Genomic DNA, 20,291 nt, shown 5'->3' with positions numbered 1-20,291 from the left:
GAGATAGCTGTTATAGTCTCGTGGGCTCGGAGATGTGTATAAGAGACAGGTGGGGGCGGCGGAGGGGGCGCCGCTTCCGCCTTCGCGGGTTCGCCGTCCTCCGAGATGATGCGGCGGATGGAGGCGAGGATCTCCTCCATCGACGGTTCTTGCTGGCCTTTATCGCTCATCGTGGCAAACCCGGGGACGTCATCCTGACGCGGACACTAGGGCAGGACTGGGTAAAAAGCCACCAGACAAAAACGGCCCGCCGAGGCGGGCCGTTTCGATCATCCGGGGACGATCACCCAGGAAGGGGCATTCAAGTGCGATCACTCCGGAACGCCGGTGCCGATCCACTTGTTCCGCACCTGCTTGTAGTGCGTGTCGGCGTCGTAATACTGGACCGGCAGGTTGAGCTGCCGCGCCGTCAACTGGCCGATGGCGCCGAGGACCGTGAAGGCCTGGACCATCTCGGTCCGCTGCGCGCGGACGAGGTTGACGCGGGCGTTCAACAGTTCCTGCTCCTGGTTCAGCACGTCGAGCACGGTGCGCGAGCCGACCTGGGCTTCCTGCCGCACGCCTTCCAGCGCGATCTCGGCGGCCCGGATCTGGGAGTTGTAGGATTCGATGCTCGCCCGCGCAGCCTGCAGGCCCTGCCACGCGCTGATCGCCGCCTCGACCGCCTGACGGCGGGTGTCGTCGATCTGCAGTCGGGCCTGATTCGCCGTGTGCTTCGCCTCGCGGGTCAGCGCTTCCGGCAGGCCGGCCTGATAGAGCGGGATGGTGAGCTGCGCGGTGAGCTGCGCGCCGTCCTGCCGCTTGATGTCGATGCCCGACGACCGGCCGGCGTCGATGGTGCGGTTGGCCTGCGCCGACAGGTTGGCCGACGGGAGCAGGCGGCCGAACTGCTGGTCCACCGCCTCGCGCTGCGCCGCCTCGGTGTAGGTGGCCGACAGCACCGACGGGTTGTTGGAACGGGCCATCTCGACGACCTCGTCGAGCGTCCCCGGCAGCTTGAACTTCGGCTTCGGCGCCTTCAGCTTGCCCGGCATCGATCCGACGACGCGTTCGTAGGTCGCGCGCGACGCCTGGAGCGTGCCATCGGCGGAGATGCGGGCGGCGATGGAGGCGGCCAAGCGCGATTCCGACTGGCTGACGTCGGTGCGGGTGTACTCGCCGACGCGGAAGCGGTCGCGGGCGGCGTCGAGCTGGCGGCGCAGGACCTGCTCGTTGTTGGCCTGGAGTTCCAGCACCGCCTGGTTCTGCACGACGTCCAGATAGGCCGCCGCGGCGTTCAGCAGGATCTGCTGCTCGTTGGCGAGCACGGTGGCGCGCTGGGCTTCGACAGTGCGCTCGGCGCGGCGGACGGCCGGACCTACGGTCGCGTCGTAGAGCGGCTGGGTGGCGGTGACGCCGACGCTCTTGGCGTTGTTCTCGGAACCGGTTTCGCCGCCCTGAAAGGTGCTGTTGGTGGCGTTGCGGGTGATGCCCGCGGTCGCCCGCACCGTCGGACGGTAGCCGGACAGGGCCTGAGGAACGCTTTCGTCCACGGCGCGCTGACGGGCGCGCTGGGCGGCGAGCGCCGGGTTGTTGGAATAGGCCTGCGCTAGCGCGTCTTCGAGGGATTGGGCCGACGCGGTGTCGATGCCCCCGACGAAGGCAACCCCCAGCGTGAGGGCGGTCGCCATCAAATGGCGCGCGAAACGGCTTCGCACAGTCATGTTCAATAGACCTTCATGTTCGGGTCGATTCGGCGCGCCCAGGCATCCACCCCGCCATTCAGATTGGTGGCGCGGGAAAATCCCTGGGAACGCAACCACATGGTCACCTGCGCACTGCGCCCGCCGTGGTGACAGACGACAACGATGTCGCGGTCCCGCGGCAACTCCCCGGCGCGGGCGGGCAGCGCCCCCATCGGAATGTGGAGGCTGTTGGGAAGGGCGCAGATGGCCACCTCCCCCGGTTCCCGTACATCGAGCACCAGCGGATCGCCACCCGATGTCCGGATGCGGTCCAGATCCTCGACTTCCATGTCAAACGGCGCCGGCATGCCTTGATTCTCCGCTGCGGGCCGCAGGACCGCGGCCGGTGAAAGGCAAGGTGACAGGCTGGGGGACGGTCGAAAGGGGCCGAAGCCCCTCGGGTCACTCTTTCCGGGATCAGAATACAAATTTCGGCTTGGCTTCGAAACCGGGCAACGGGTGCGGATGCGCCTCGAACAGCGTGCGGGCCGAGGTGACTCCGCCGCTGCGCTGGTACAGCTTCACTTCGCCGACCCTGCGATCGCCCAGAACGGCGGCAACCAGCCGTCCGCCCTCGGTCAGCTGGGCCAGGATGCCTTCCGGCACCTCCGAAACGAGGCCCTCGATGACGATCACGTCGTAGGGTGCCTGCTGCGGGTAGCCTTCTGTCAGCGGAGCGGTGATGACGACGGCATTGTCGACGCCGACCGCGCTCAGCGATTCCGTGGCCTGCCGGGCCAGCTCGGTGTCGGACTCGATGCCGACGACGGTCGCCGCGAGGCGGGCCAGCACGGCGGTCGAGTAGCCGGAGCCGCTGCCGATGTCGAGCACGACGTCGGTCTCGTCGATGCCCACTTCCTGGAGCATGCGGGCGAAGACCATCGGCTCCATCAGATAGCGGCCGTTGCCGATGGCGAGATCCTCGTCCACATAGGCGAAGCCGCGCGCCGCCTTCGGTACGAACTGTTCACGGGGAATGTCGAGCATGGCATCGACCAGACGCTGGTCGGTCACCTTGTTCGGTCGGATCTGCCCTTCGACCATGTTGAGACGGGCGGCGGCGTATTCGGACATGGCGGTCGCTTACAATCTGGTGGACGGAGCGCGGCGCCAAGCCGTGGGTCGCGGCCTCGCTGCCTCGTCGCGTATATATCTTCAAAGTCTCACGAACACAACGCCACACCGGATCATCGAAAAAACGCCGCGAAGGCGCTTGACCACCCCTTTGAACCGCAGTATACGTCCGCTCCCACGCCGCGGCGCTCCCGCTAGGGGGTGCCGGACGCAAGGATGGCGCGGTGGCAGAGTGGTGATGCAGCGGACTGCAAATCCGTGTACGTGGGTTCGATTCCCGCCCGTGCCTCCATCCTTGATGCGGCTGAGACAGCAGAAAAATCAAAGCGTTTGATGAGCATCGTGCCTGTGCGGCCCGGTGCTTTTCGGCGTTTTGGCATTGCGCCTTTCCAGCACCCTGCCCTGCCCCCGCCGTCGTTTTTTTTGCCATCAAAAGACTTGGCAAGCGTCGGAGGGTCGGCTATATAGCCGCCCACGCCGGACGTTGCGCATCGCAAGGGCCGGTCAGACTGATCCCGGTTAGCTCAGTCGGTAGAGCAGCGGACTGTTAATCCGCGTGTCGCTGGTTCGAGTCCAGCACCGGGAGCCATTTCGATGAAAAGGCCGAATCCTCGCGGACTCGGCCTTTTCTCATAGCGGTCACTCATATCGTCCCTTCACCGCCACCGCTTCCGGCATCATCCGAAGGAACGAGCGTTCCGACCGAAGGCTTGATGCCGCCGCAACGCTTCCGGCGCTACAATTCCACCGGACACCCACACGAGTCGGGATTGCGCCTGTTCAGCGGTGGAGGCGACCCATGACCCTTCTCCCCCTCAACTTTCGACCCTTCACACCCAAGGCTGCACCCCCTCGGCCCGACGGCCGGCAGGAAGACGGTGGCTGGATCGCCGCGGTGGCGATCATCGCCCTCGCCATGGCTGTTGCCGTCGCCCTGCTCGGCGTCGATTGGCACCGGATGCTGGTCCGTGGCGATGCGGCGCTGCCGGAAAACCAGCGGTCGCTGGTGGTTGCACCGATGCCCCGTTGAAATGCCGCGCTTGGACCGGTTTGGACCGAAAACCCGATGTCCGGCCGCCCTGTTCGGCTGCCTATCAAGACAGATTCCTATCGAGGCGGCTTTCTATCGAGTTTGCGGATCGTCATAGATCAGGCGGTTGTCCGCAGCCTCGCCGACGGGATCGCCGATGTCGCGTTTCCACTCGCCGCACCAATCGGTGGACAGGGTAATCGGAAAACGCCCTTCCGTGTCGCGCGGGGTCACCTGCGGCGGAAAGCGGCGGCACAAGCCCTTTGGTCCCCTCTGGCGGATGCCCTGCCCTTCCCAGAACAGGCAGGTGTAGCAATTGTCGATTCGCTTCATCGTGGGGACGCGCTCCTTCCTTCAACGACGACGCCCCCGGGGCTGCGGTCCGGCCCGGGAGCGGCGGCAGTGTCGGCCAGCCGCCCCCCCCGCGTCGATGAAGAAATGCGCGCCGGTGTCGGTGGCGCGTCACTCGTGCCGCGGCTTGCCTTTGCGCATGTCATCGGAGTGCTGAACGTAGAAGGCCTTGATCTCCGCATCCAGTTCGAGCTTCCGGCGCTCGCCGGGCGAACCGGCGGGCTCGTCGGCGAGACGCTGAAATTCCGCCACCGCCTGTTCGAGTTCGCGTTCGCTGTTGATGGGCATCGTCCCGTCCTTCGTGGTGTCGCTGGTACGGGTAACGTTGGGCGGCGGGCGGAGGTTTCACGGCCCCGACGAGAGGGCCCCGGTCGATTCGGAAATCCCCTTGATGGTTGCGCGCCGACGCTCATGTTTAATCCGGGGATCGAGCAGTCCGGCGTCCGCCCGACTCGACTCCGGCAAGGGAGGGAAGCATGACGGGTCGCTGGCGCCGCATCCCCTGGACGATGAGCTTCTTGGCGACCTTCCTTGCGCTGTTTGTTGCCATCACCGCGGCACGGGCGGACCAGCTCGACGCGGCGAAGCTGGCGGGCGCTCTCGTCCGCATCTCCGCCACCATCCTGCCCGACAGCCAGAGCGCCCGCTCGCTCGGCACGGAGCGCGAGGGCACTGGCGTCGTCATCGACGGGGCCGGGCTGATCCTCACCATCGGCTACACGATTCTGGAGGCGTCACAGCTTCAGGTCACCACTGGCGAGGGGCGCGGTTATCCCGCCGAGTTCGTGGCGTATGATCAGGCCAGCGGATTCGGGCTGCTGCGCGCCGGCATGGGCTTCAGTGCGGCCCCCGTCCGGCTCGGCGACTCCGACGCGATCAAGGAGGGGGAGCGCGCCATGGTGCTCACCCGTCAGGGCTCCACCGGGGTGCAGCCGGTGCTGATCGCCGCGAAACGCGAGTTCGCCGGCTATTGGGAGTATCTGCTGGACGAGGCGATCTTCACCACGCCGCCGATCATGGGCTTCAACGGCGCCGCCCTGATCGATCGCAAGGGTGAACTGGTCGGGATCGGCTCGCTGATCGTGCGCGACGCGGTGCCGGCCCATGGCGGCGTTCCCGGCAACATGTTCGTTCCGGTTTCCGCCCTGAAGCCGATCCTGGCCGATCTCCTGGCCTTCGGGCGGCGGCAGGAGCCGGCGCGGCCCTGGCTCGGCGTCACGCTGCGCGAGGAGCAGGGCCGCCTGATGGTCGAACGGGTCACCCCGCAGAGTCCCGCGGCGACCGTGGGTATCCAACCGGGCGACATGATCGTCGGGGTCGCCGGCCAGCGGCCGAAGGGGCTGGCGGACTTCTACCGGAAGGTCTGGGGTCTCGGTCCAGCCGGTGTCACCGTGCCGCTGGAACTGCTGCGTGGCCCCAAGCTGGAGCCGGTTGCCGTCCCCTCCGCCGACCGCTACAGCACGCTGAAGCTGAACCCGACCTTCTGAGAGATCCTTTGGCCGCCTCGCCCCGGACCGGCGGATGCGCTACATCCTTGGACCGTGCTCTCCCAAGCCAAGGAGTCCCCGCCCGTGGATCACCCGGACATCGAGATCCAAGAGAAGAAGAGAGCCTACAACGGCTACCTCAAGGTCGACGTCTACCGCCTGCGCCACAGGAAGTTCGACGGTTCCTGGACCGGTGTCCTGCCGCCGCGCGAAGTCTGCGTGCGCGGACAGGCCGTCGGCATCCTGCTCTACGATCCGGACCGCGACAGCGTCGTTCTGATCGAGCAGTTCCGGGTCGGCGCCGCCTCCACCGGTGGACGGGCGTGGCTGACGGAGATCGTCGCCGGCCTGTTGGACGAAGGCGAGACGCCGGAGGAGGTCGCGCGGCGCGAGGCCACGGAAGAGGCTGGCTGCACCGTGCAGGACATCGAAATGATCTGCGACTATTATCCCAGCCCTGGCGCCTTCGACGAGCATGTCACCGTCTTCTGCGGCCGCGTGGACAGCCGGGGGCTCGCCGCAACGGGCGGGCTGGCGGAAGAGCATGAGGACATCCGCATCATGGTCCTGCCGGCCGACGAGGCGATCCGGCTGCTCGACGAGAACCGGCTGAACAACTCCATCGCCATCATCGCGCTGGGCTGGTTCGCGCGGAACCGCGACCGGCTGCGCAGTCAGTGGCTTGGGAAATAGAGGAAGTTGAGAAATAGAAAGAACGAATCAATCTTGTTCAATGCTGCATTTCACAAGCCAACCTTGAATTCCCTGGTGCGCAATCCGATAGTGTTGCCCGGTTCATCATTCGATTCGGGAGACAGTCCGTGGACATCCGCACCGGCTTCATCGGCTCCATCGGCAACACGCCGCTGATTCGGCTGGAAGGGCCGTCGAAGGCCACGGGATGCGAGATCCTGGGCAAGGCGGAGTTCCTCAACCCCGGTGGCTCGGTGAAGGACCGCGCGGCCCTGGCCATCGTCCGCGACGCCGAACGCCGGGGCCTGCTGCGCCCCGGCGGCACCATCGTGGAAGGCACGGCGGGCAACACCGGCATCGGGCTGGCGCTGGTCGGCAACGCGCTCGGCTACCGCACCGTCATCGTGATGCCGGAGACGCAGAGCCAGGAGAAGAAGGACATGCTGCGCCTGGTCGGCGCCGACCTTCGTCTGGTGCCGGCGGTGCCCTACTCCAACCCCGACAATTACGTCCGTTATTCGGGCAGGCTGGCCGAGGAACTGGCGAAGACCGAGCCGAACGGCGCCGTCTGGGCCAACCAGTTCGACAATGTGGCGAACCGTGAGGGCCACCGTCTGACCACCGGTCCGGAAATCTGGACCCAGACCGAGGGGCGGATCGACGCCTTCACCTGCGCGGTGGGCAGCGGCGGCACGCTGGCCGGCGTCGGGCTGGCTCTGAAGGAGCGCAATCCGGACGTCCGCATCGTTCTGGCCGACCCGATGGGCGCCTCCCTCTACCATCACTACGCCCATGGGACGTTGAAGGCCGAGGGCAGCTCGATCACCGAAGGCATCGGCCAGGGCCGGATCACCGCAAACCTGGAGGGCGCTCCGGTCGACCAGGCGCTGCAGATCCCCGACGAGGAGGCCCTGCCGGTCATCTTCGATCTGATCAAGTCGCAGGGTCTCGTGTTGGGGGGATCGTCGGGCATCAACGTGGCGGCGGCCATCCGCATCGCAAAGGAGATGGGGCCGGGCCACACCATCGTGACGATTCTCTGCGACGGAGGGCAGCGCTACCAATCGAAGCTCTTCAATCCGGCCTTCCTGCGTGAGAAGAATCTGCCTGTGCCCGATTGGCTGGATTCGTAAACGCACCCGAGGTTCCATGGAGCTGATCTTCCGCGAGGACGCCTACGCCACCTCCTGCACCGCCACCGTGACATCCGCGGACGAGCGGGGCATCCGTTTGGACCGGACGGTCTTCTACCCCAATGGCGGCGGCCAGCCCGGCGACACCGGGCTGCTGCGCGTCGCCGGTGCCATGCTGCGCATCGTGGACACGGTGAAGGGCGACGGGCCGGACGACGTCATCCATGTGCCCGAGCCGGGCGCGGCCCTGCCCGCGCCCGGCTCCACGGTGGAGGCGGAGATCGACTGGGACCGCCGGCACCGTCACATGCGGATGCACACGGCGCTGCACCTCGTCTGCGCGGTCCTGCCCGGTGCCTCGATTACCGGCGCCCAGGTCGGGGCGGAACGCAGCCGCGTCGATTTCAACGTTCCGACCGAGGGCCTCGACAAGGAGGCCATCGCGGCGGCCCTGAACCGGCTGGTCGCCGCGGACACACCGGTCGGCTCGCTGTGGATTTCCGACGCGGAACTGGACGCCAACCCCGAGCTGATCCGCACCCTGACGGTGAAGCCGCCGCGCGGGCACGGCCGCGTCCGGCTGGTGGACATCGCCGGGGTTGACCGCCAGCCCTGCGGCGGTACCCATGTGAAGCGGCTGGGCGAGATCGGCGGGCTGGACGTCGTGAAGATCGAGAACAAGGGCAAGCAGAACCGGCGCGTGATCGTCACACTGCGGGATTGAACGGGGAGAACATCTTATGACCGATTCGCACACCATGCTCACCCTCCCCGGCCCGATCGTCCCGACGGCTTGGCTGGCGGAACGGCTGGGCCAGCCGGGTCTGCACGTCCTCGACGCCTCCTGGTTTATGCCGGGCTCCGACCGCGATCCGAACACCGAGTTTCTGGAGCGGCACATCCCCGGCGCCGTGCGCATCGACATCGACGACGTGGCGCAGCCGGACACCCACCCCTTGCCGCACATGGTGCCGGACGAGGCGACCTTCGCGGCCAAGGTCGGGGCGCTCGGCGTCGGCAGCGGCGACACGGTGGTCGTCTATGACAGCGCCGGCATGGCCACCGCCGCCGCCCGCGTCTGGTGGATGTTCCGCCTGTTCGGGCACGGTCGCGTTGCCGTTCTGGACGGCGGCCTGCCGAAATGGATCGCGGAAGGCCGGCCGCTGGAATCCGGTCCGGCGGCCCCGGCCCCGGCGGCCTTCACGGCGGCGCTGCGGCCCGGCCTGCTGCGCCGGGCCGACGAGGTTCTCGCCAACATCGACTCGCGGGTCGATCAGGTGGTGGACGCCCGTGGCGCCAACCGCTACGAGGGCGCCGTAGTCGAACCCTGGCCGGGCCGCCGCAGCGGTCGCATTCCCGGCAGCCTGAACCTGCCCTTCACGGACCTGATCGACGCGGAGAGCAAGACCCTGCTGCCGCCCGAAACCATCGCGGAGCGGGCGAAGGGCGCCGGGCTCGACCTGGAGCGTCCCATCGTCGCCTCCTGCGGCAGCGGCGTAACCGCCTGCGTTCTGGCACTCGGATTGGCCGCGGCCGGCAAGGAGGATGTGGCCGTCTATGACGGGTCCTGGGCGGAATGGGGTCTGCGCTCCGATCTGCCGCTGGAGACCGGGCCGGCGAAGCTGTGACCGGAGCGCTGAGCATCCGCCATTACGAGGCGGCGGACCGCGACGACGTGGTGGCGCTGTGGACCGCCTGCAACCTCGTGGTGCCGTGGAACGACCCGGTGGCCGACATCGCGCTTGCGGTGTCGAAGCCGAACGCCACGATCCTGATCGGCCGTGAGGGCGAGCGGACCGTGGCGTCCGTCATGGTGGGTCATGACGGGCACCGCGGCTGGTTCTATTATCTGGCGGTCGACCCCGCCTGCCGCGGAAGCGGCCATGGCAGGGCGATGGTCCGGGCGGCGGAGGGCTGGCTTGTGGAGGCAGGCATGCCCAAGGCGCAACTCATGGTGCGCGCGACGAACCACGCCGTGGTGGCGTTCTATGAGCGGCTGGGCTATGCCACCGGTCCCGTTACCGTGATGCAGAAATGGCTGAAGACCGATTCTCCCTGACGCCGCGTCCCCGGACGTCCCTGTCGCAGTCCCAGATCGTGGCGCCGGTGCCGCCCGGCTGCCTGTCCGTCATCGTCACCTATCTGGAGATGACGGCCCCGCCGGCCCACGCGCCCCTGCCCCGTCCAGCGGGTGACGTGGCGCTGGTGCGGGCCAACCCGCCGACCGCCTCCTACTACCGCTATCTCTACGACACGGTGGGCGAGCCCTGGCTGTGGCACGAGCGGCGGCGTATGCCGATGCCGGAACTTGGGCGCGTCGTCACCGACCCGCGGGTCGAGATCTGGGTCCTCTACGTGAACGGCACGCCCGCCGGCTACGCCGAGATCGACCGACGGGAGGACGACACCGACTTGGCCTACTTCGGGCTGATCCCGGATTTCATCGGCCTGAAGCTCGGCCCCTGGCTGCTCGACACGGCGATCCGGCTGGCTTGGCAGAGCCGGACGACGCGGCTTCTCGTCAACACCTGCACTTTCGACCATCCGAAGGCGCTACCGCTCTACCAATCGATGGGCTTCGTGCCCTACCGGCATGTGACTCGCGAGATCCGCGATCCGCGCCTCCTCGGCTGGCTGCCTCGGACCTCGGCGCCGCACATTCCGATCAACGAGTGACGGGCCGACCCGGCCCGCTCTCCGCCGCTACGAACGCCAGGACACCGACGCCATGACGAAGGGCATTCTGTTCGCGTTCCTGGCTTTCGCCTTCTTCGCCTGGGGCGATGCGCTGGTGAAGGCGATCGGGCATGGGCTGGACCCGTTCGAGGTCACCTTCTTCGCCTACATCCTGCCGTTGCTGCTCTCCCCGGTCTTCATGACCAAGGGCGACCGGGTCAGCGACCTGCTGCGCTGGAACCGGCCCTGGCTGATGACGGTGCGGCTGGTCTTCGTGGCGGCCTCAACCCCGCTCAGCGTCATGTCGTTCCGCAGCCTTCCCTTCGCGGAAGCCTTCGCGATGATCTTCCTGATGCCCAGCCTAGTGACGCTGCTGGCGATTGTCGTGCTGAAGGAGCCGGTGCGCTGGCGCCGGCGGCTGGCCGTCGGGGCGGCCTTCATCGGCGTGCTGATCGTTGCCCGTCCCGGATTCCGCGAGTTGCTGCCCGGCCATTTCGCGGCGCTGGGCTGTGCCTTCAGCTCCGCCGTCGTGGTCATCACCGGACGGATGATCGGGCATACGGAGAAACGCTTCACCCTGATCGGGACGGTGTTCCTGTCGACCGCCGTCGCGTCCGGCCTGCTGATGATCCCCGGCTTCGAGTGGCCGACGCGGGAGCAATGGATTCTGACGGTGGGATTCGCCACCACGACCTTCGCCGCCCAGGCCCTGTTCACCCTGGCCGCAGCCTTCGCCCCGGCGGATCGGGTGGGGGCGGCCCAGTACAGCCAGATCCTGTGGGCGCTGGCCATCGGGGCGATCTTCTTCGACGAGTGGCCGGACCTGCTGTCGCTGGTCGGCATCGTCATCGTGGTCGGCTCCGGCCTGTTCATCTTCGCCCGCGAGCACACCCGACATCCGGATCCGATGCCAGATCCAATTCCCGGCGAGGAGCCGGATATCAGCTCAGAATCTCTCCCAGAGCCGCGACCAGAGCCCGGTTTTCGTCCTCCCGCCCGACCGTGATGCGCAGGCAGTCGGCCAGCCCGTAGTCCTGGGTGGGCTTCACCAGGATGCCACGGCGCGCCAGATGGTCCAGCACGGCCTGGACACCGAGCGACGGGTCGGTCGGGATACGCGCCAGGATGAAGTTGCAGACGCTGGGATAGACGCGCACGCCGAGCTGCTCCAGCTCGTGGCTCAGCCAGGGCAGCCACGCGCTGTTGTGGGCGAAGGTCGCCTCCTCATGCTCGGTGTCGGCGATGGCGGCCTCCGCCGCGGCCTGCGCGGCAATCCCGACGTTGAAGGGGCCGCGTGTCTGGTTGATCGCCTCGATCACCCCTGCCGGGCCGTAGGCCCAGCCGACGCGCAGCCCGGCCAGCCCGTGCAGCTTGGAGAAGGTGCGCACCATCAGCACGTTGTCGGAATTCTCGACGATCTCCGTTCCGTCGCTGTAGTTGTCACGGCGGCAATAGTCGGCGTAGGCCGAATCGAGAACCAGCAGCGTGTGCGACGGCAAACCGGCGCGCAGCCGCAGGACCAGCTCCGACGGGATGTAGGTGCCGGTGGGGTTGTTCGGGTTGGCGAGGAAGCAGAGCTTGGTCTTCTCGTTCGCCCGGTCGATCATCGCTTCGACATCGACAACCAGATCGCGTTCCGCGGCGATCACCGGAGTCGCTCCGGCGGCGCGGATCGCCTTCATGAAGCCGCGGTAGCCATGCTCGTGGCACAGCACCTCGTCCCCTGGCCCGGCGAAGGCCTGGGTCACGAGGTGGATCATCTCGTCGGAGCCGTTGGCGCAGGTGATGTGGCCGGCGTCCAGATCGTAACGCCGGGCGATGGCGTGGCGCAGGCGGTCCTGCGACCAGTCGGGATAGCGGTGGATTTGCGCCGCCATATGGCGGTAGGCGGTGAGCGCCCGCTTGCCGGGTCCCAGCGGATTGACCGTCAGCGACAGATCGACCCAGGCGGCGCCGTCCTCCGGTGGTCGGGCGGGACGGTAGGGCTTGATCTGGCCAATTCCGGGACGGGGACTCAGCAGCTCCATCAGGCAGGCTCCGTTGTGCATAGCGGCAAACAGCACGAACGGACTGCATTCAACCCGAAACCAGCGCAACCCGCCAGCGTTCCTTGCGGGTTGCGCTGGTTTACCGCGCCGGAACAAGCCGTTCCGGCGCGGTTATGAGCATCAGTGGTTCAGGATCTGGCTGAGGAACAGCTTCGTCCGGTCCGACTGCGGGTGGTTGAAGAACTCATTGGGCGTGTTCTGCTCGACGATCTCGCCGCGGTCCATGAAGATGACGCGGTCGGCGACCGACTTGGCGAAACCCATCTCGTGCGTGACGCAGAGCATGGTCATGCCGTCCTCGGCCAGCCCGATCATGACGTCCAGCACCTCCTTGACCATCTCGGGGTCCAGCGCGGAGGTCGGCTCGTCGAACAGCATGACCTTCGGGCTCATGCACAGCGAGCGGGCGATCGCCACGCGCTGCTGCTGCCCGCCGGAGAGTTGGCCGGGGTACTTGTGCGCCTGCTCCGCGATGCGCACCCGCTTCAGGTAGCGCATCGCCATCTCCTCCGCCTCGGCCTTCGGCTTCTTGCGGACCCAGATCGGGGCGAGTGTGCAATTCTCCAGCACGGTCAGGTGCGGGAACAGGTTGAAGTGCTGGAACACCATGCCGACTTCGCGGCGGACCAGCTCGATGTTCTTCAGATTGCCGGTCAGCTCGATGCCGTCGACGACGATGGAGCCCTTCTGGTGCTCCTCAAGCCGGTTCAGGCAGCGGATCATGGTCGACTTGCCGGAGCCCGAGGGGCCGCAGATCACGATCCGCTCCCCCTTGGCGACCGACAGGTCGATGTCCTTCAGGACGTGGAACTCGCCGTACCACTTGTGCACGCCCTGGCACTGGATGATCGGCTCCCCCTGCGGGAAGCTGCGCGCGGCGCCGGCGGTTTGGGCCATGGTCATCTCTTCTCCCTTTCCCTCAGCGACGGTGGCCGCGACGCAGGTCGCGTTCGAGCTTTTGGCTGTATTTGGACATCGAGTAGCAGAACACCCAGTAGATCACGCCGATGAACAGGTAGGCCTCGCGGTAGAAACCGCGCCATGCCGGGTCGGAGAGCGCCGCCTTGGCCGTGCCCAGCAGGTCGTAGAGGCCGATGATGATGACCAGCGACGTGTCCTTGAAGAAGCTGATGAAGGTGTTCACCAGCGGCGGGATGGAGATGGCGAGCGCCTGCGGCAGGATGATCTTGCCCATCGCCTGCCAGTAGTTCAGGCCGAGCGCGTCCGCTGCCTCGTACTGGCCCTTCGGAATGGCCTGGAGACCGCCGCGGATCGCTTCCGCCATATAGGCGGCGGCGAACATGATGAAGGCGATCTGGGCGCGCAGCAGCTTGTCGAAGTTCACGCCGGTCGGCAGGAACAGCGGGAACATCACCGACGCCATGAACAGCAGGCTGATCAGCGGCACGCCTCGGATCAGCTCGATGTAGGTCACCGAGATCACGCGGATGGCCGGAAGCTGCGATCGCCGGCCGAGCGCCAGCAGGACCGACGCCGGGAAGGCCACGGACAGGCCGACCACCGAGAGCATCAGCGTCAGCGGCAGGCCGCCCCACAGCGTGTTCTCGACATAGGTCAGGCCCAGCACGCCGCCCCACATCAGCACGCCCACCGCGGTCAGGCCGGCGATCCAGACGAGGGCCAGCCAGGGCTTCCAGAAACGGCGGTCGCAGCTCGCCAGCACCAGCGCGATGATGATCACGATGGTGATCAGCGGCCGCCACTGCTCGTCGTACGGGAAGGTGCCGAACATGACGAAGCGCAGCTTCTCGCTGACGAAGGTCCAGCAGGCGCCGCCCTCCTGCCGACACACCTGGGGCGGCGTGCCGAAGCTGTTGGCGCTGAAGATCAGCCAGTCGAGAAGCGGCGGGATCGCCTTGAACAGCAGCCAGGCGATCAGGATGGTCAGGAGCGCGTTGTACCAGGTGTTGAACAGGTTGTTGCGCAGCCACGCCACGGGGCCGACGGTGTTGGACGGCGGACGCTCGTCGGGGATGCTTCCGGTAGGGACATTGCCGGTATGGACGTTGCCGGTATGAACGTTGTTTGCCATGGCCGTCAGCGCTCCACCAGCGCGATGCGCTTGTTGTACCAGTTCATGAAAATCGAGATGCCCAGGCTGATGACCAGATAGGTGCCCATGATCATCGCCACGCCCTCGATCGCCTGACCGGTCTGGTTCAGCGTCGTGTTGGCGATCGACACCAGATCCGGGTAGCCGATGGCGAGCGCCAGGGAGCTGTTCTTGGTCAGGTTCAGATACTGGCTGGTCAGCGGCGGCACGATCACCCGCAGCGCCTGCGGCAGGACGACGAGCCGCAGCGTCTTGCCGCTGTCGATGCCGAGCGCCCTTGCGGCTTCCGTCTGGCCCCAGTTGACCGCGAGGATGCCGCTGCGCACCACCTCAGCGATGAAGGCGGCGGTGTAGACGACCAGCCCGACCAGGATCGCGAAGAACTCCGGAGTGAGGACCACGCCGCCGACGAAGTTGAAGCCCTGCAGCTTCGGAACGTCCAGCGCCGTCGGCGCGCCGCCGGCAACATAGGCGATCAGCGGCAGGCCGATCAGCAGACCCAGACTTGCCGTTCCGATCGGGAAGGGCTGGCCCGTCCGCTCCTGCCGGGCCTTGGCCCAGCGCCGCAGGAAGATCACGCCGATCACCGCTATGGCGAGCGCGAAGCCCATCGTGCCCCACACCGGGTCGGCGGAGGGCACCGGAACGAACAGGCCGCGCTGCGACAGGAACACGCCGGGGATCGGGTTCAGCGCCTGCCGCACCGGCGGCATGCTTTCCGAGACCAGCGCGTACCAGAAGAAGAGCTGGAGCAGCGGCGGGATGTTGCGGACAATCTCCACGTAGGTGGAGGCCAGCTTGGCGATCAGCCAGTTGCTGGACAGGCGGGCGACGCCGATCAGCGTGCCCAGCACGGTCGCCAGGACGACGCCGATGATCGACACCTTCAGCGTGTTCAGCACGCCGACCAGGAAGGCCCGGCCGTAGCTGTCCCGCGGATGATAGTCGATCAGGCTCTCACCGATGCCGAAGGAGGCCTCACGCTCCAGGAATCCGAATCCTGTCGCGATGGACCGCTTCGACAGGTTGTCGAGCGTGTTGTGGATAAGGAACCAGCCGACCGCGATGACGATGCCGACCACCAGAACCTGGTAGAACACGGCACGGACCGTCGGGTCGCTGAGGGAAAATGAAACACCGCCAGGCGCGCTTGGGCGCGCGGTGTCCCGGGTCTTGCTGGCCACGGTTCTCTCCCCTCACCAGCATGGCATAAGGGCGCCGGCCGCCTCCCGAACGTCCGCCGCAACTTGCGCCACGTATATCGTCTCCCAAACGGGCCTGCGGCACGGGCATTGATTCTTGTCGCCCTGCGGCCGCCCCGCCCGTCGTCAAAAAAGGAAGGACCGCGGGCCTCCCTGTGGTCCGCGGTCCCCCTTTCCGTCCTCAGCGGATCGGCATCGCGTACTGCAGACCACCATTGGTCCACAGCGCGTTCAGGCCGCGCTCCAGCTTCAGCGGGGTCTTCATGCCGACGTTGCGCTCGAAGATCTCACCATAGTTGCCCATGGTCTTGATCACGTTGTAGGCCCATTTCTCGTCCAGGCCCAGCGCCTTGCCCATGCCCGGCGAGGTGCCGAGGATGCGCTGGATCTCCGGGTTCTTGCTGTTCACGAACTCGTCGACGTTCTTCGAGGTGATGCCCATCTCTTCGGCCTGGATGGTGGCATAGACGGTCCACTTCACCACATCGAACCACTGGTCGTCACCGTGACGGACGGCGGGGGCCAGCGGCTCTTTGGAGATGATCTCCGGGAGAATGATGTGGTCGTCCGGAACCGGGGCCACGCCGGCGCGGGTCCCGGCCAGGCCGGACGCGTCGGTCGTCAGCACGTCGCAGCGGCCGGCGAAGTAGGCGGCGTTCACCTCGTCGTTCGACTCGATGACGACCGGGTTGTAGGACATGTTGTTGGTGCGGAAATAGTCCGCGAGATTCAGTTCGGTCGTGGTGCCGGCCTGGACGCAGACAGTGGCGCCGTTCAGCTCCTTGGCGCTCTTCACGCCGAGCTTCTTGTTCACCATGAAGCCCTGGCCGTCATAATAGGTGACCGGGGCGAAGTTCAGGCCAACCGAGGTGTCGCGGGTCAGCGTGACGGTGGTGTTGCGCGACAGCAGATCGACCTCGCCCGACTGGATGGCGGGGAAGCGCTGCTGGGCCGACAGCGGGGTGAACTTGACCTTGTTGGGGTCGTTGAACAGCGCAACCGCGACCGCGCGGCAGTAATCGACATCGAGACCGGTCCAGTTGCCCGAGCTGTCGGGGTTGCCGAAGCCCGGAAGGCCGGCGTTCACGCCGCACTGGACGAAGCCGCGGCCCTTGACGGCGTCCAGCGTTGGACCGGCCTGAGCGCCGGTCACGGCGCCGAACACCACGGCCGCGGCAGCAGCGGCGAGGATTCCCGATTTCATATTAAGCTCCACCCTGTTCTTGCGTTTTTACGCTTAGGTTCATGCATTGCGCGGCCCGCATGGCGGACACGCGCGTGTGACAAGAGTGCACCAACCGCATCCGGCTTGTCGAATCATCCTTAAGCCGTGCATTTGGCTTGGTTATCCCTTACAGAGGCTTAGGGAAAAGAATCTCTGACGGTCGGGTCCATCTTGGAAAGTCGGGATGCGGCCTCCGTCACTGTTGTTGCGGGAAGCCCCATGAAAGACGCACGAAAAGATACGATCCTCGGGCACGCCGGGCGCAGCCCGCGCGAGAATCACGGAATCGTGAATCCGCCGGTCTACCATTGCTCGACGGTGCTGTTCCCGACGCTGGAGGATCTGGAAGCGGGCGACCAAGCTCCTTTCGACCGCATCAACTATGGGCGCATCGGGACTCCGACCACACTGGCCTTCGAGCAGGCGATCGCCGAGCTTGAGGGAGCCTACCGCTCCGTCAACACCGGGTCGGGCCTGAACGCCATCGCCACGGCGCTTTTCGCCTTCACAAGGACGGGCGACCATGTGCTGATCACCGACAGCGCCTACGGTCCGACCCGCCGATTCGCCAACGACACGCTCGTCCCCTACGGCGTGGAGGTCGAGTATTTCGATCCCACCATCGGCACCGGCATCACCAGGTTGCTGAAGCCGAACACCAGCGTGGTGTTCCTCGAATCGCCGGGTTCGCTGACCTTCGAGGTGCAGGACGTCCCCGCCATCGCCGCCGCGGCCAAGACGGTGGGCGCCACGGTGATGATCGACAACACCTGGGCCACCCCCCTCTTCTTCCAGCCGCTGCGGCACGGGGTGGACGTGTCGATCCACTCGGCCACCAAATACATCGTCGGCCACGCCGACGCGATGCTGGGCGTGATCTCCTGCGCCAACGAGGCGCAATGGCTGGCCGTGAAGAAGGCCGCCACGCGGACGGGAACCTGCGCCGGACCGGACGACATCTATCTGGGGCTGCGCGGCCTGCGCACCCTGTCCGTCCGTCTGAAGCAGCACGAGGCAAGCGCGCTCGCCCTGGCCGAGTGGCTGTCGAAGCAGCCCGAGGTCACGCGCATCCTGCATCCGGCCTTCCCCGAATGCCCGGGCCATGAGCTGTGGAAGCGCGACATCGGACGCTCCTCCGGCCTGTTTTCCATCGTCATGAGCGCGGTGCCGAAGCCGGCCCTGTCGGCGATGCTGAACTCCCTGGAACTGTTCGGGCTGGGTTACAGCTGGGGCGGGTTCGAAAGCCTGATCCTGCCGGCGCGCCCAGCCGCCATCCGCACGGCAACCCGCTGGACCGATCCCGGCACCATGCTGCGCCTGCACGCCGGGCTGGAGGATGTGGACGATCTCATCCGCGACCTGGACGGCGCCTTCGCCCGCCTGAGGGCCGCCCTGTAAAGGGCGGGTCCCGACGAGCACACACACAAGGATTGAACATCATGACGGACGCCACCGCGCCCGGGGCCTCAATCGAGCCCTCGTTCGATGACGTGATCGCCGCCATCGCCTTCAACGCCGACGGGCTGGTTCCCGCCATCGCCCAGGCCGAGGGAACCGGCGAGATCCTGATGATGGCCTGGATGAACCGCGACGCCGTTCTGGAAACGCTGCGCACAGGGCGCGTCTGCTATTGGTCGCGATCCCGCAAGGGGCTGTGGCGCAAGGGCGAAACCTCCGGCCAGATGCAGCGGCTGAAGGACTTCCGCGTCGATTGCGACGGCGACACCCTGCTGGTGATCGTGGAACAGGACGGCGTGGCCTGCCACACCGGACGGCGCAGCTGCTTCTACCGCGCGCTGCGTGATGGGAAGCTCGCTATCATTCAGAACGTTGAAACCGATCCTTCGGTTCTCTACGGACACACGCATAAGTAAGACGCTAAACCTTCGCTGCAATGCGAAAAGTGTTTGATCTATGTCAACGTAGCCCGGGGCGGGAAGAGGTAGAAAGCTCTTGTCTCTAACCCTCCCTGTATTCGCCTATGCCGGGGGTTCCAATGGAACCCTCGGCTATTTTTTTTGTCCAAAGTCAAAGCCGGTCCGGTTGCAGCGTATCGATAAAATTATCGCAGATTGATGCAGATCAACGAAGCGGATCTCCCGAACAGTTAAACAGTCCTTGTCTCTAACCCTCCCTGTATTCACTTAACCGGAGATCCACTGGATCTCCGGTTTTTTCTTTTGCGGGTGATGGAGATTGGGATTGCGTTACGGGCGGTGCCGCGTGCGGGTCCAGCGCATGACCGCTCCGATGACGGACAGCGGAACGACGATCACCGCTCCGATCAGGATATAGGGCAGCGCCCAATGGAACATGTCCGCGGCAAGGTGGGCGATGTCCTGGATGGTGGCCCAACTGTTGGTCAGGATGCTGGCCGGATTGATGTCCAGAAAGGACAGAACCAACCCGACCACGAAGCACAGCAGAAGCGTTCTGACGACCCAACCCACCAAGACATCACCTCGTACTGACGCCGAACGGCGTGGGATTGATCAAGCGCCCCGTAAAACGCCACCGGCACGGAGACCGTTCCGTGCGGTAGATGGTTACGGCGGTGGCGCATGAGAACGCCTTAGCCTCTGCTCACGCAGGCGCTTTCGAGTTATCCCCATTTTCTGTGGATAACTTTGTGGATGAGTCTTCAAGCCTATTGGAGTGGCGTCAACTTGCCCCTATGCCCCCAAATTGGGCCCGGTCATCACGAAGCGAAATCATTGGATACACTGCACATCGTCAGCGTTACACCGCAAACCATAGGCTTCGCATCGCCTTGGCCTACGGCAATGGGGATATGGGGATAACTATGTTGACCGTTTTTAGGAATCGACAGAGGGTCCGCTGATGATGACCAGCGGACGGCCCACGATGGTGATGGAGGAATGGTGCTGCGGAGAAAGGTGGCGACCCCAGCAGGATTCGAACCTGCGACCTATCGCTTAGAAGGCGATTGCTCTATCCAACTGAGCTATGGGGCCCCGGTCCGGATCAGAATCGCGGACGGTCCATACGGAAGTTGTCGGCGTAGTTGCGCGGACGGACGCGGCGCACCGGCGCATCCTGGACCGTATAGTCCCAGCCCTTGCGCTGGGCGAAGGCGACCGCCTCCTCCGACGTCTCGAAACCGATGCGCACTTGGTTCAGCGTGTCGCCGGAGCTGATCCAGCCCATCAGCGGCTCCGGACGGCGCGGGGTTTCGATCTCGTATTCGAGCAACCAACGATGCGTCTTGGCACGCCCGGACTGAGTGGCCGCTTTGCTCGGCTGGTAGATCCGGACCTTCATGACGCGGCATCTCCTCTGATACGTGCGTGGTGCATCGTTCGAATTTCGTTGGTCGGGGCGCCCGGATTCGAACCGGGGGCCTCCAGTACCCAAAACTGGCGCGCTGACCAGACTGCGCTACGCCCCGACGTCGCGCAGTGGAATACACGAACCCTGAGCGGACGGCAAGACGCTGCCGCATCTATCCCGCAGGGTGGACCTTCCGTATGATGCCGCCCCCTTCGACCGCGTCGGCCACCCCTTCCTTGAACCTGTCTCTTATACACATCTGACGCTGCCGACGATTATACGC

Annotated in this window: 23 protein-coding genes and 4 tRNA genes; 13 read left to right on the top strand and 14 right to left on the bottom strand. The window is 65.9% G+C overall.

Annotated elements, in window-relative coordinates; all coding sequences use genetic code 11:
• Positions 1 to 311 precede the first annotated feature (311 nt).
• The 3 genes from Q4I23_RS17090 to Q4I23_RS17080 all read right to left on the bottom strand — a co-directional run bounded on the left by Q4I23_RS17090 (position 312) and on the right by Q4I23_RS17080 (position 2,798).
• A complete protein-coding gene (locus tag Q4I23_RS17090) occupies positions 312 to 1,670 on the bottom strand; it encodes a TolC family outer membrane protein (protein ID WP_454018383.1) in 1,359 nt (452 codons plus the stop codon).
• 35 nt (positions 1,671 to 1,705) lie between these two features.
• Positions 1,706 to 2,032 carry a rhodanese-like domain-containing protein gene (locus Q4I23_RS17085; protein ID WP_237903573.1) on the bottom strand — a complete coding sequence of 109 codons (327 nt, stop codon included), beginning with the start codon at positions 2,030 to 2,032 and terminating at the stop codon, positions 1,706 to 1,708.
• 109 nt (positions 2,033 to 2,141) lie between these two features.
• A complete protein-coding gene (locus tag Q4I23_RS17080) occupies positions 2,142 to 2,798 on the bottom strand; it encodes a protein-L-isoaspartate O-methyltransferase family protein (protein ID WP_237903574.1) in 657 nt (218 codons plus the stop codon).
• A gap of 218 nt (positions 2,799 to 3,016) precedes the next feature.
• Between Q4I23_RS17080 and Q4I23_RS17075 the strand changes: the two genes are divergently transcribed.
• The 3 genes from Q4I23_RS17075 (at position 3,017) to Q4I23_RS17065 (ending at position 3,828) form a co-directional block, all read left to right on the top strand.
• Positions 3,017 to 3,090 (top strand) — tRNA-Cys (locus Q4I23_RS17075).
• A 221-nt stretch (positions 3,091 to 3,311) separates the two neighbouring features.
• A tRNA-Asn gene (locus Q4I23_RS17070) sits at positions 3,312 to 3,387 on the top strand.
• A 210-nt stretch (positions 3,388 to 3,597) separates the two neighbouring features.
• On the top strand, positions 3,598 to 3,828 hold the full coding sequence (locus Q4I23_RS17065; protein WP_454018382.1) for a hypothetical protein: 231 nt from the start codon (positions 3,598 to 3,600) through the stop codon (positions 3,826 to 3,828).
• A 93-nt stretch (positions 3,829 to 3,921) separates the two neighbouring features.
• Here the strand turns inward: Q4I23_RS17065 and Q4I23_RS17060 are convergent, their stop codons facing one another.
• A complete protein-coding gene (locus Q4I23_RS17060; protein WP_174439373.1) occupies positions 3,922 to 4,161 on the bottom strand; it encodes a hypothetical protein in 240 nt (79 codons plus the stop codon).
• 129 nt (positions 4,162 to 4,290) lie between these two features.
• Positions 4,291 to 4,467, bottom strand: a complete 177-nt coding sequence (locus Q4I23_RS17055) for a hypothetical protein (protein ID WP_014240443.1) — start codon at positions 4,465 to 4,467, stop codon at positions 4,291 to 4,293.
• A 188-nt stretch (positions 4,468 to 4,655) separates the two neighbouring features.
• Here Q4I23_RS17055 and Q4I23_RS17050 point away from each other — a divergent pair, with 188 nt between their 5' ends.
• The 8 genes from Q4I23_RS17050 to Q4I23_RS17015 all read left to right on the top strand — a co-directional run bounded on the left by Q4I23_RS17050 (position 4,656) and on the right by Q4I23_RS17015 (position 11,174).
• Entirely contained in the window at positions 4,656 to 5,666 is a 1,011-nt protein-coding gene (locus Q4I23_RS17050; RefSeq protein ID WP_498526970.1) for a S1C family serine protease, read from the top strand.
• 84 nt (positions 5,667 to 5,750) lie between these two features.
• Positions 5,751 to 6,359 (top strand): NUDIX domain-containing protein, encoded by a 609-nt coding sequence (locus tag Q4I23_RS17045; RefSeq protein WP_498526969.1) that lies wholly within the window; start codon positions 5,751 to 5,753, stop codon positions 6,357 to 6,359.
• A 128-nt stretch (positions 6,360 to 6,487) separates the two neighbouring features.
• Positions 6,488 to 7,492 (top strand): cysteine synthase A, encoded by a 1,005-nt coding sequence (locus tag Q4I23_RS17040; protein ID WP_464878018.1) that lies wholly within the window; start codon positions 6,488 to 6,490, stop codon positions 7,490 to 7,492.
• Positions 7,493 to 7,508: 16 nt separating this feature from the next.
• Positions 7,509 to 8,216, top strand: coding sequence for an alanyl-tRNA editing protein (locus Q4I23_RS17035; RefSeq protein WP_498526968.1), 708 nt, complete (start codon positions 7,509 to 7,511; stop codon positions 8,214 to 8,216).
• Positions 8,217 to 8,232: 16 nt separating this feature from the next.
• Positions 8,233 to 9,120, top strand: coding sequence for a 3-mercaptopyruvate sulfurtransferase (gene sseA / locus Q4I23_RS17030; RefSeq protein ID WP_498526967.1), 888 nt, complete (start codon positions 8,233 to 8,235; stop codon positions 9,118 to 9,120).
• A complete protein-coding gene (locus Q4I23_RS17025; RefSeq protein ID WP_454018376.1) occupies positions 9,117 to 9,551 on the top strand; it encodes a GNAT family acetyltransferase in 435 nt (144 codons plus the stop codon). The genes sseA and Q4I23_RS17025 overlap by 4 nt, the downstream gene beginning before the upstream one ends.
• A complete protein-coding gene (locus Q4I23_RS17020) occupies positions 9,527 to 10,168 on the top strand; it encodes a GNAT family N-acetyltransferase (protein WP_498526966.1) in 642 nt (213 codons plus the stop codon). Before Q4I23_RS17025 ends, Q4I23_RS17020 begins: the two co-directional genes overlap by 25 nt.
• A 52-nt stretch (positions 10,169 to 10,220) precedes the next feature.
• Positions 10,221 to 11,174 (top strand): DMT family transporter, encoded by a 954-nt coding sequence (locus Q4I23_RS17015; RefSeq protein ID WP_454018374.1) that lies wholly within the window; start codon positions 10,221 to 10,223, stop codon positions 11,172 to 11,174.
• Here the strand turns inward: Q4I23_RS17015 and Q4I23_RS17010 are convergent.
• From Q4I23_RS17010 to Q4I23_RS16990, 5 genes are all read right to left on the bottom strand, one after another.
• The gene (locus tag Q4I23_RS17010; protein WP_454018373.1) at positions 11,110 to 12,195 is read right to left on the bottom strand and encodes a pyridoxal phosphate-dependent aminotransferase; all 1,086 of its coding nucleotides are present in this window, start codon (positions 12,193 to 12,195) and stop codon (positions 11,110 to 11,112) included. The genes Q4I23_RS17015 and Q4I23_RS17010 overlap by 65 nt on opposite strands.
• 141 nt (positions 12,196 to 12,336) lie before the next feature.
• Positions 12,337 to 13,113: an amino acid ABC transporter ATP-binding protein gene (locus Q4I23_RS17005; RefSeq protein WP_454018778.1), complete on the bottom strand. Its 777-nt coding sequence runs from the start codon at positions 13,111 to 13,113 to the stop codon at positions 12,337 to 12,339.
• 22 nt (positions 13,114 to 13,135) lie between these two features.
• Positions 13,136 to 14,269, bottom strand: coding sequence for an amino acid ABC transporter permease (locus Q4I23_RS17000; protein ID WP_454018372.1), 1,134 nt, complete (start codon positions 14,267 to 14,269; stop codon positions 13,136 to 13,138).
• Positions 14,270 to 14,274: 5 nt separating this feature from the next.
• Positions 14,275 to 15,474 carry an amino acid ABC transporter permease gene (locus Q4I23_RS16995; protein ID WP_454018371.1) on the bottom strand — a complete coding sequence of 400 codons (1,200 nt, stop codon included), beginning with the start codon at positions 15,472 to 15,474 and terminating at the stop codon, positions 14,275 to 14,277.
• A gap of 199 nt (positions 15,475 to 15,673) precedes the next feature.
• Positions 15,674 to 16,696 carry an amino acid ABC transporter substrate-binding protein gene (locus tag Q4I23_RS16990; protein ID WP_183179578.1) on the bottom strand — a complete coding sequence of 341 codons (1,023 nt, stop codon included), beginning with the start codon at positions 16,694 to 16,696 and terminating at the stop codon, positions 15,674 to 15,676.
• Between the two features lie 240 nt (positions 16,697 to 16,936).
• Between Q4I23_RS16990 and metC the strand changes: the two genes are divergently transcribed.
• The gene (gene metC / locus Q4I23_RS16985) at positions 16,937 to 18,115 is read left to right on the top strand and encodes a cystathionine beta-lyase (protein WP_454018370.1); all 1,179 of its coding nucleotides are present in this window, start codon (positions 16,937 to 16,939) and stop codon (positions 18,113 to 18,115) included.
• 41 nt (positions 18,116 to 18,156) lie between these two features.
• Positions 18,157 to 18,591 (top strand): phosphoribosyl-AMP cyclohydrolase, encoded by a 435-nt coding sequence (gene hisI / locus Q4I23_RS16980; RefSeq protein ID WP_454018369.1) that lies wholly within the window; start codon positions 18,157 to 18,159, stop codon positions 18,589 to 18,591.
• A 333-nt stretch (positions 18,592 to 18,924) separates the two neighbouring features.
• Here hisI and Q4I23_RS16975 read toward each other — a convergent pair whose 3' ends face one another.
• From Q4I23_RS16975 to Q4I23_RS16960, 4 genes are all read right to left on the bottom strand, one after another.
• Positions 18,925 to 19,167, bottom strand: a complete 243-nt coding sequence (locus tag Q4I23_RS16975) for a DUF6460 domain-containing protein (RefSeq protein WP_498526971.1) — start codon at positions 19,165 to 19,167, stop codon at positions 18,925 to 18,927.
• A 448-nt stretch (positions 19,168 to 19,615) separates the two neighbouring features.
• Positions 19,616 to 19,692, bottom strand: a tRNA-Arg gene (locus Q4I23_RS16970).
• Between the two features lie 10 nt (positions 19,693 to 19,702).
• Entirely contained in the window at positions 19,703 to 19,999 is a 297-nt protein-coding gene (locus Q4I23_RS16965; RefSeq protein ID WP_014240426.1) for an ETC complex I subunit, read from the bottom strand.
• A gap of 49 nt (positions 20,000 to 20,048) precedes the next feature.
• Positions 20,049 to 20,126 (bottom strand) — tRNA-Pro (locus Q4I23_RS16960).
• Positions 20,127 to 20,291: the final 165 nt, after the last annotated feature.

The sequence above is a fragment of the Azospirillum sp. UFLA03-27 genome, assembly GCF_059803775.1.
This window is presented reverse-complemented; position numbering and strand designations above follow the sequence as displayed.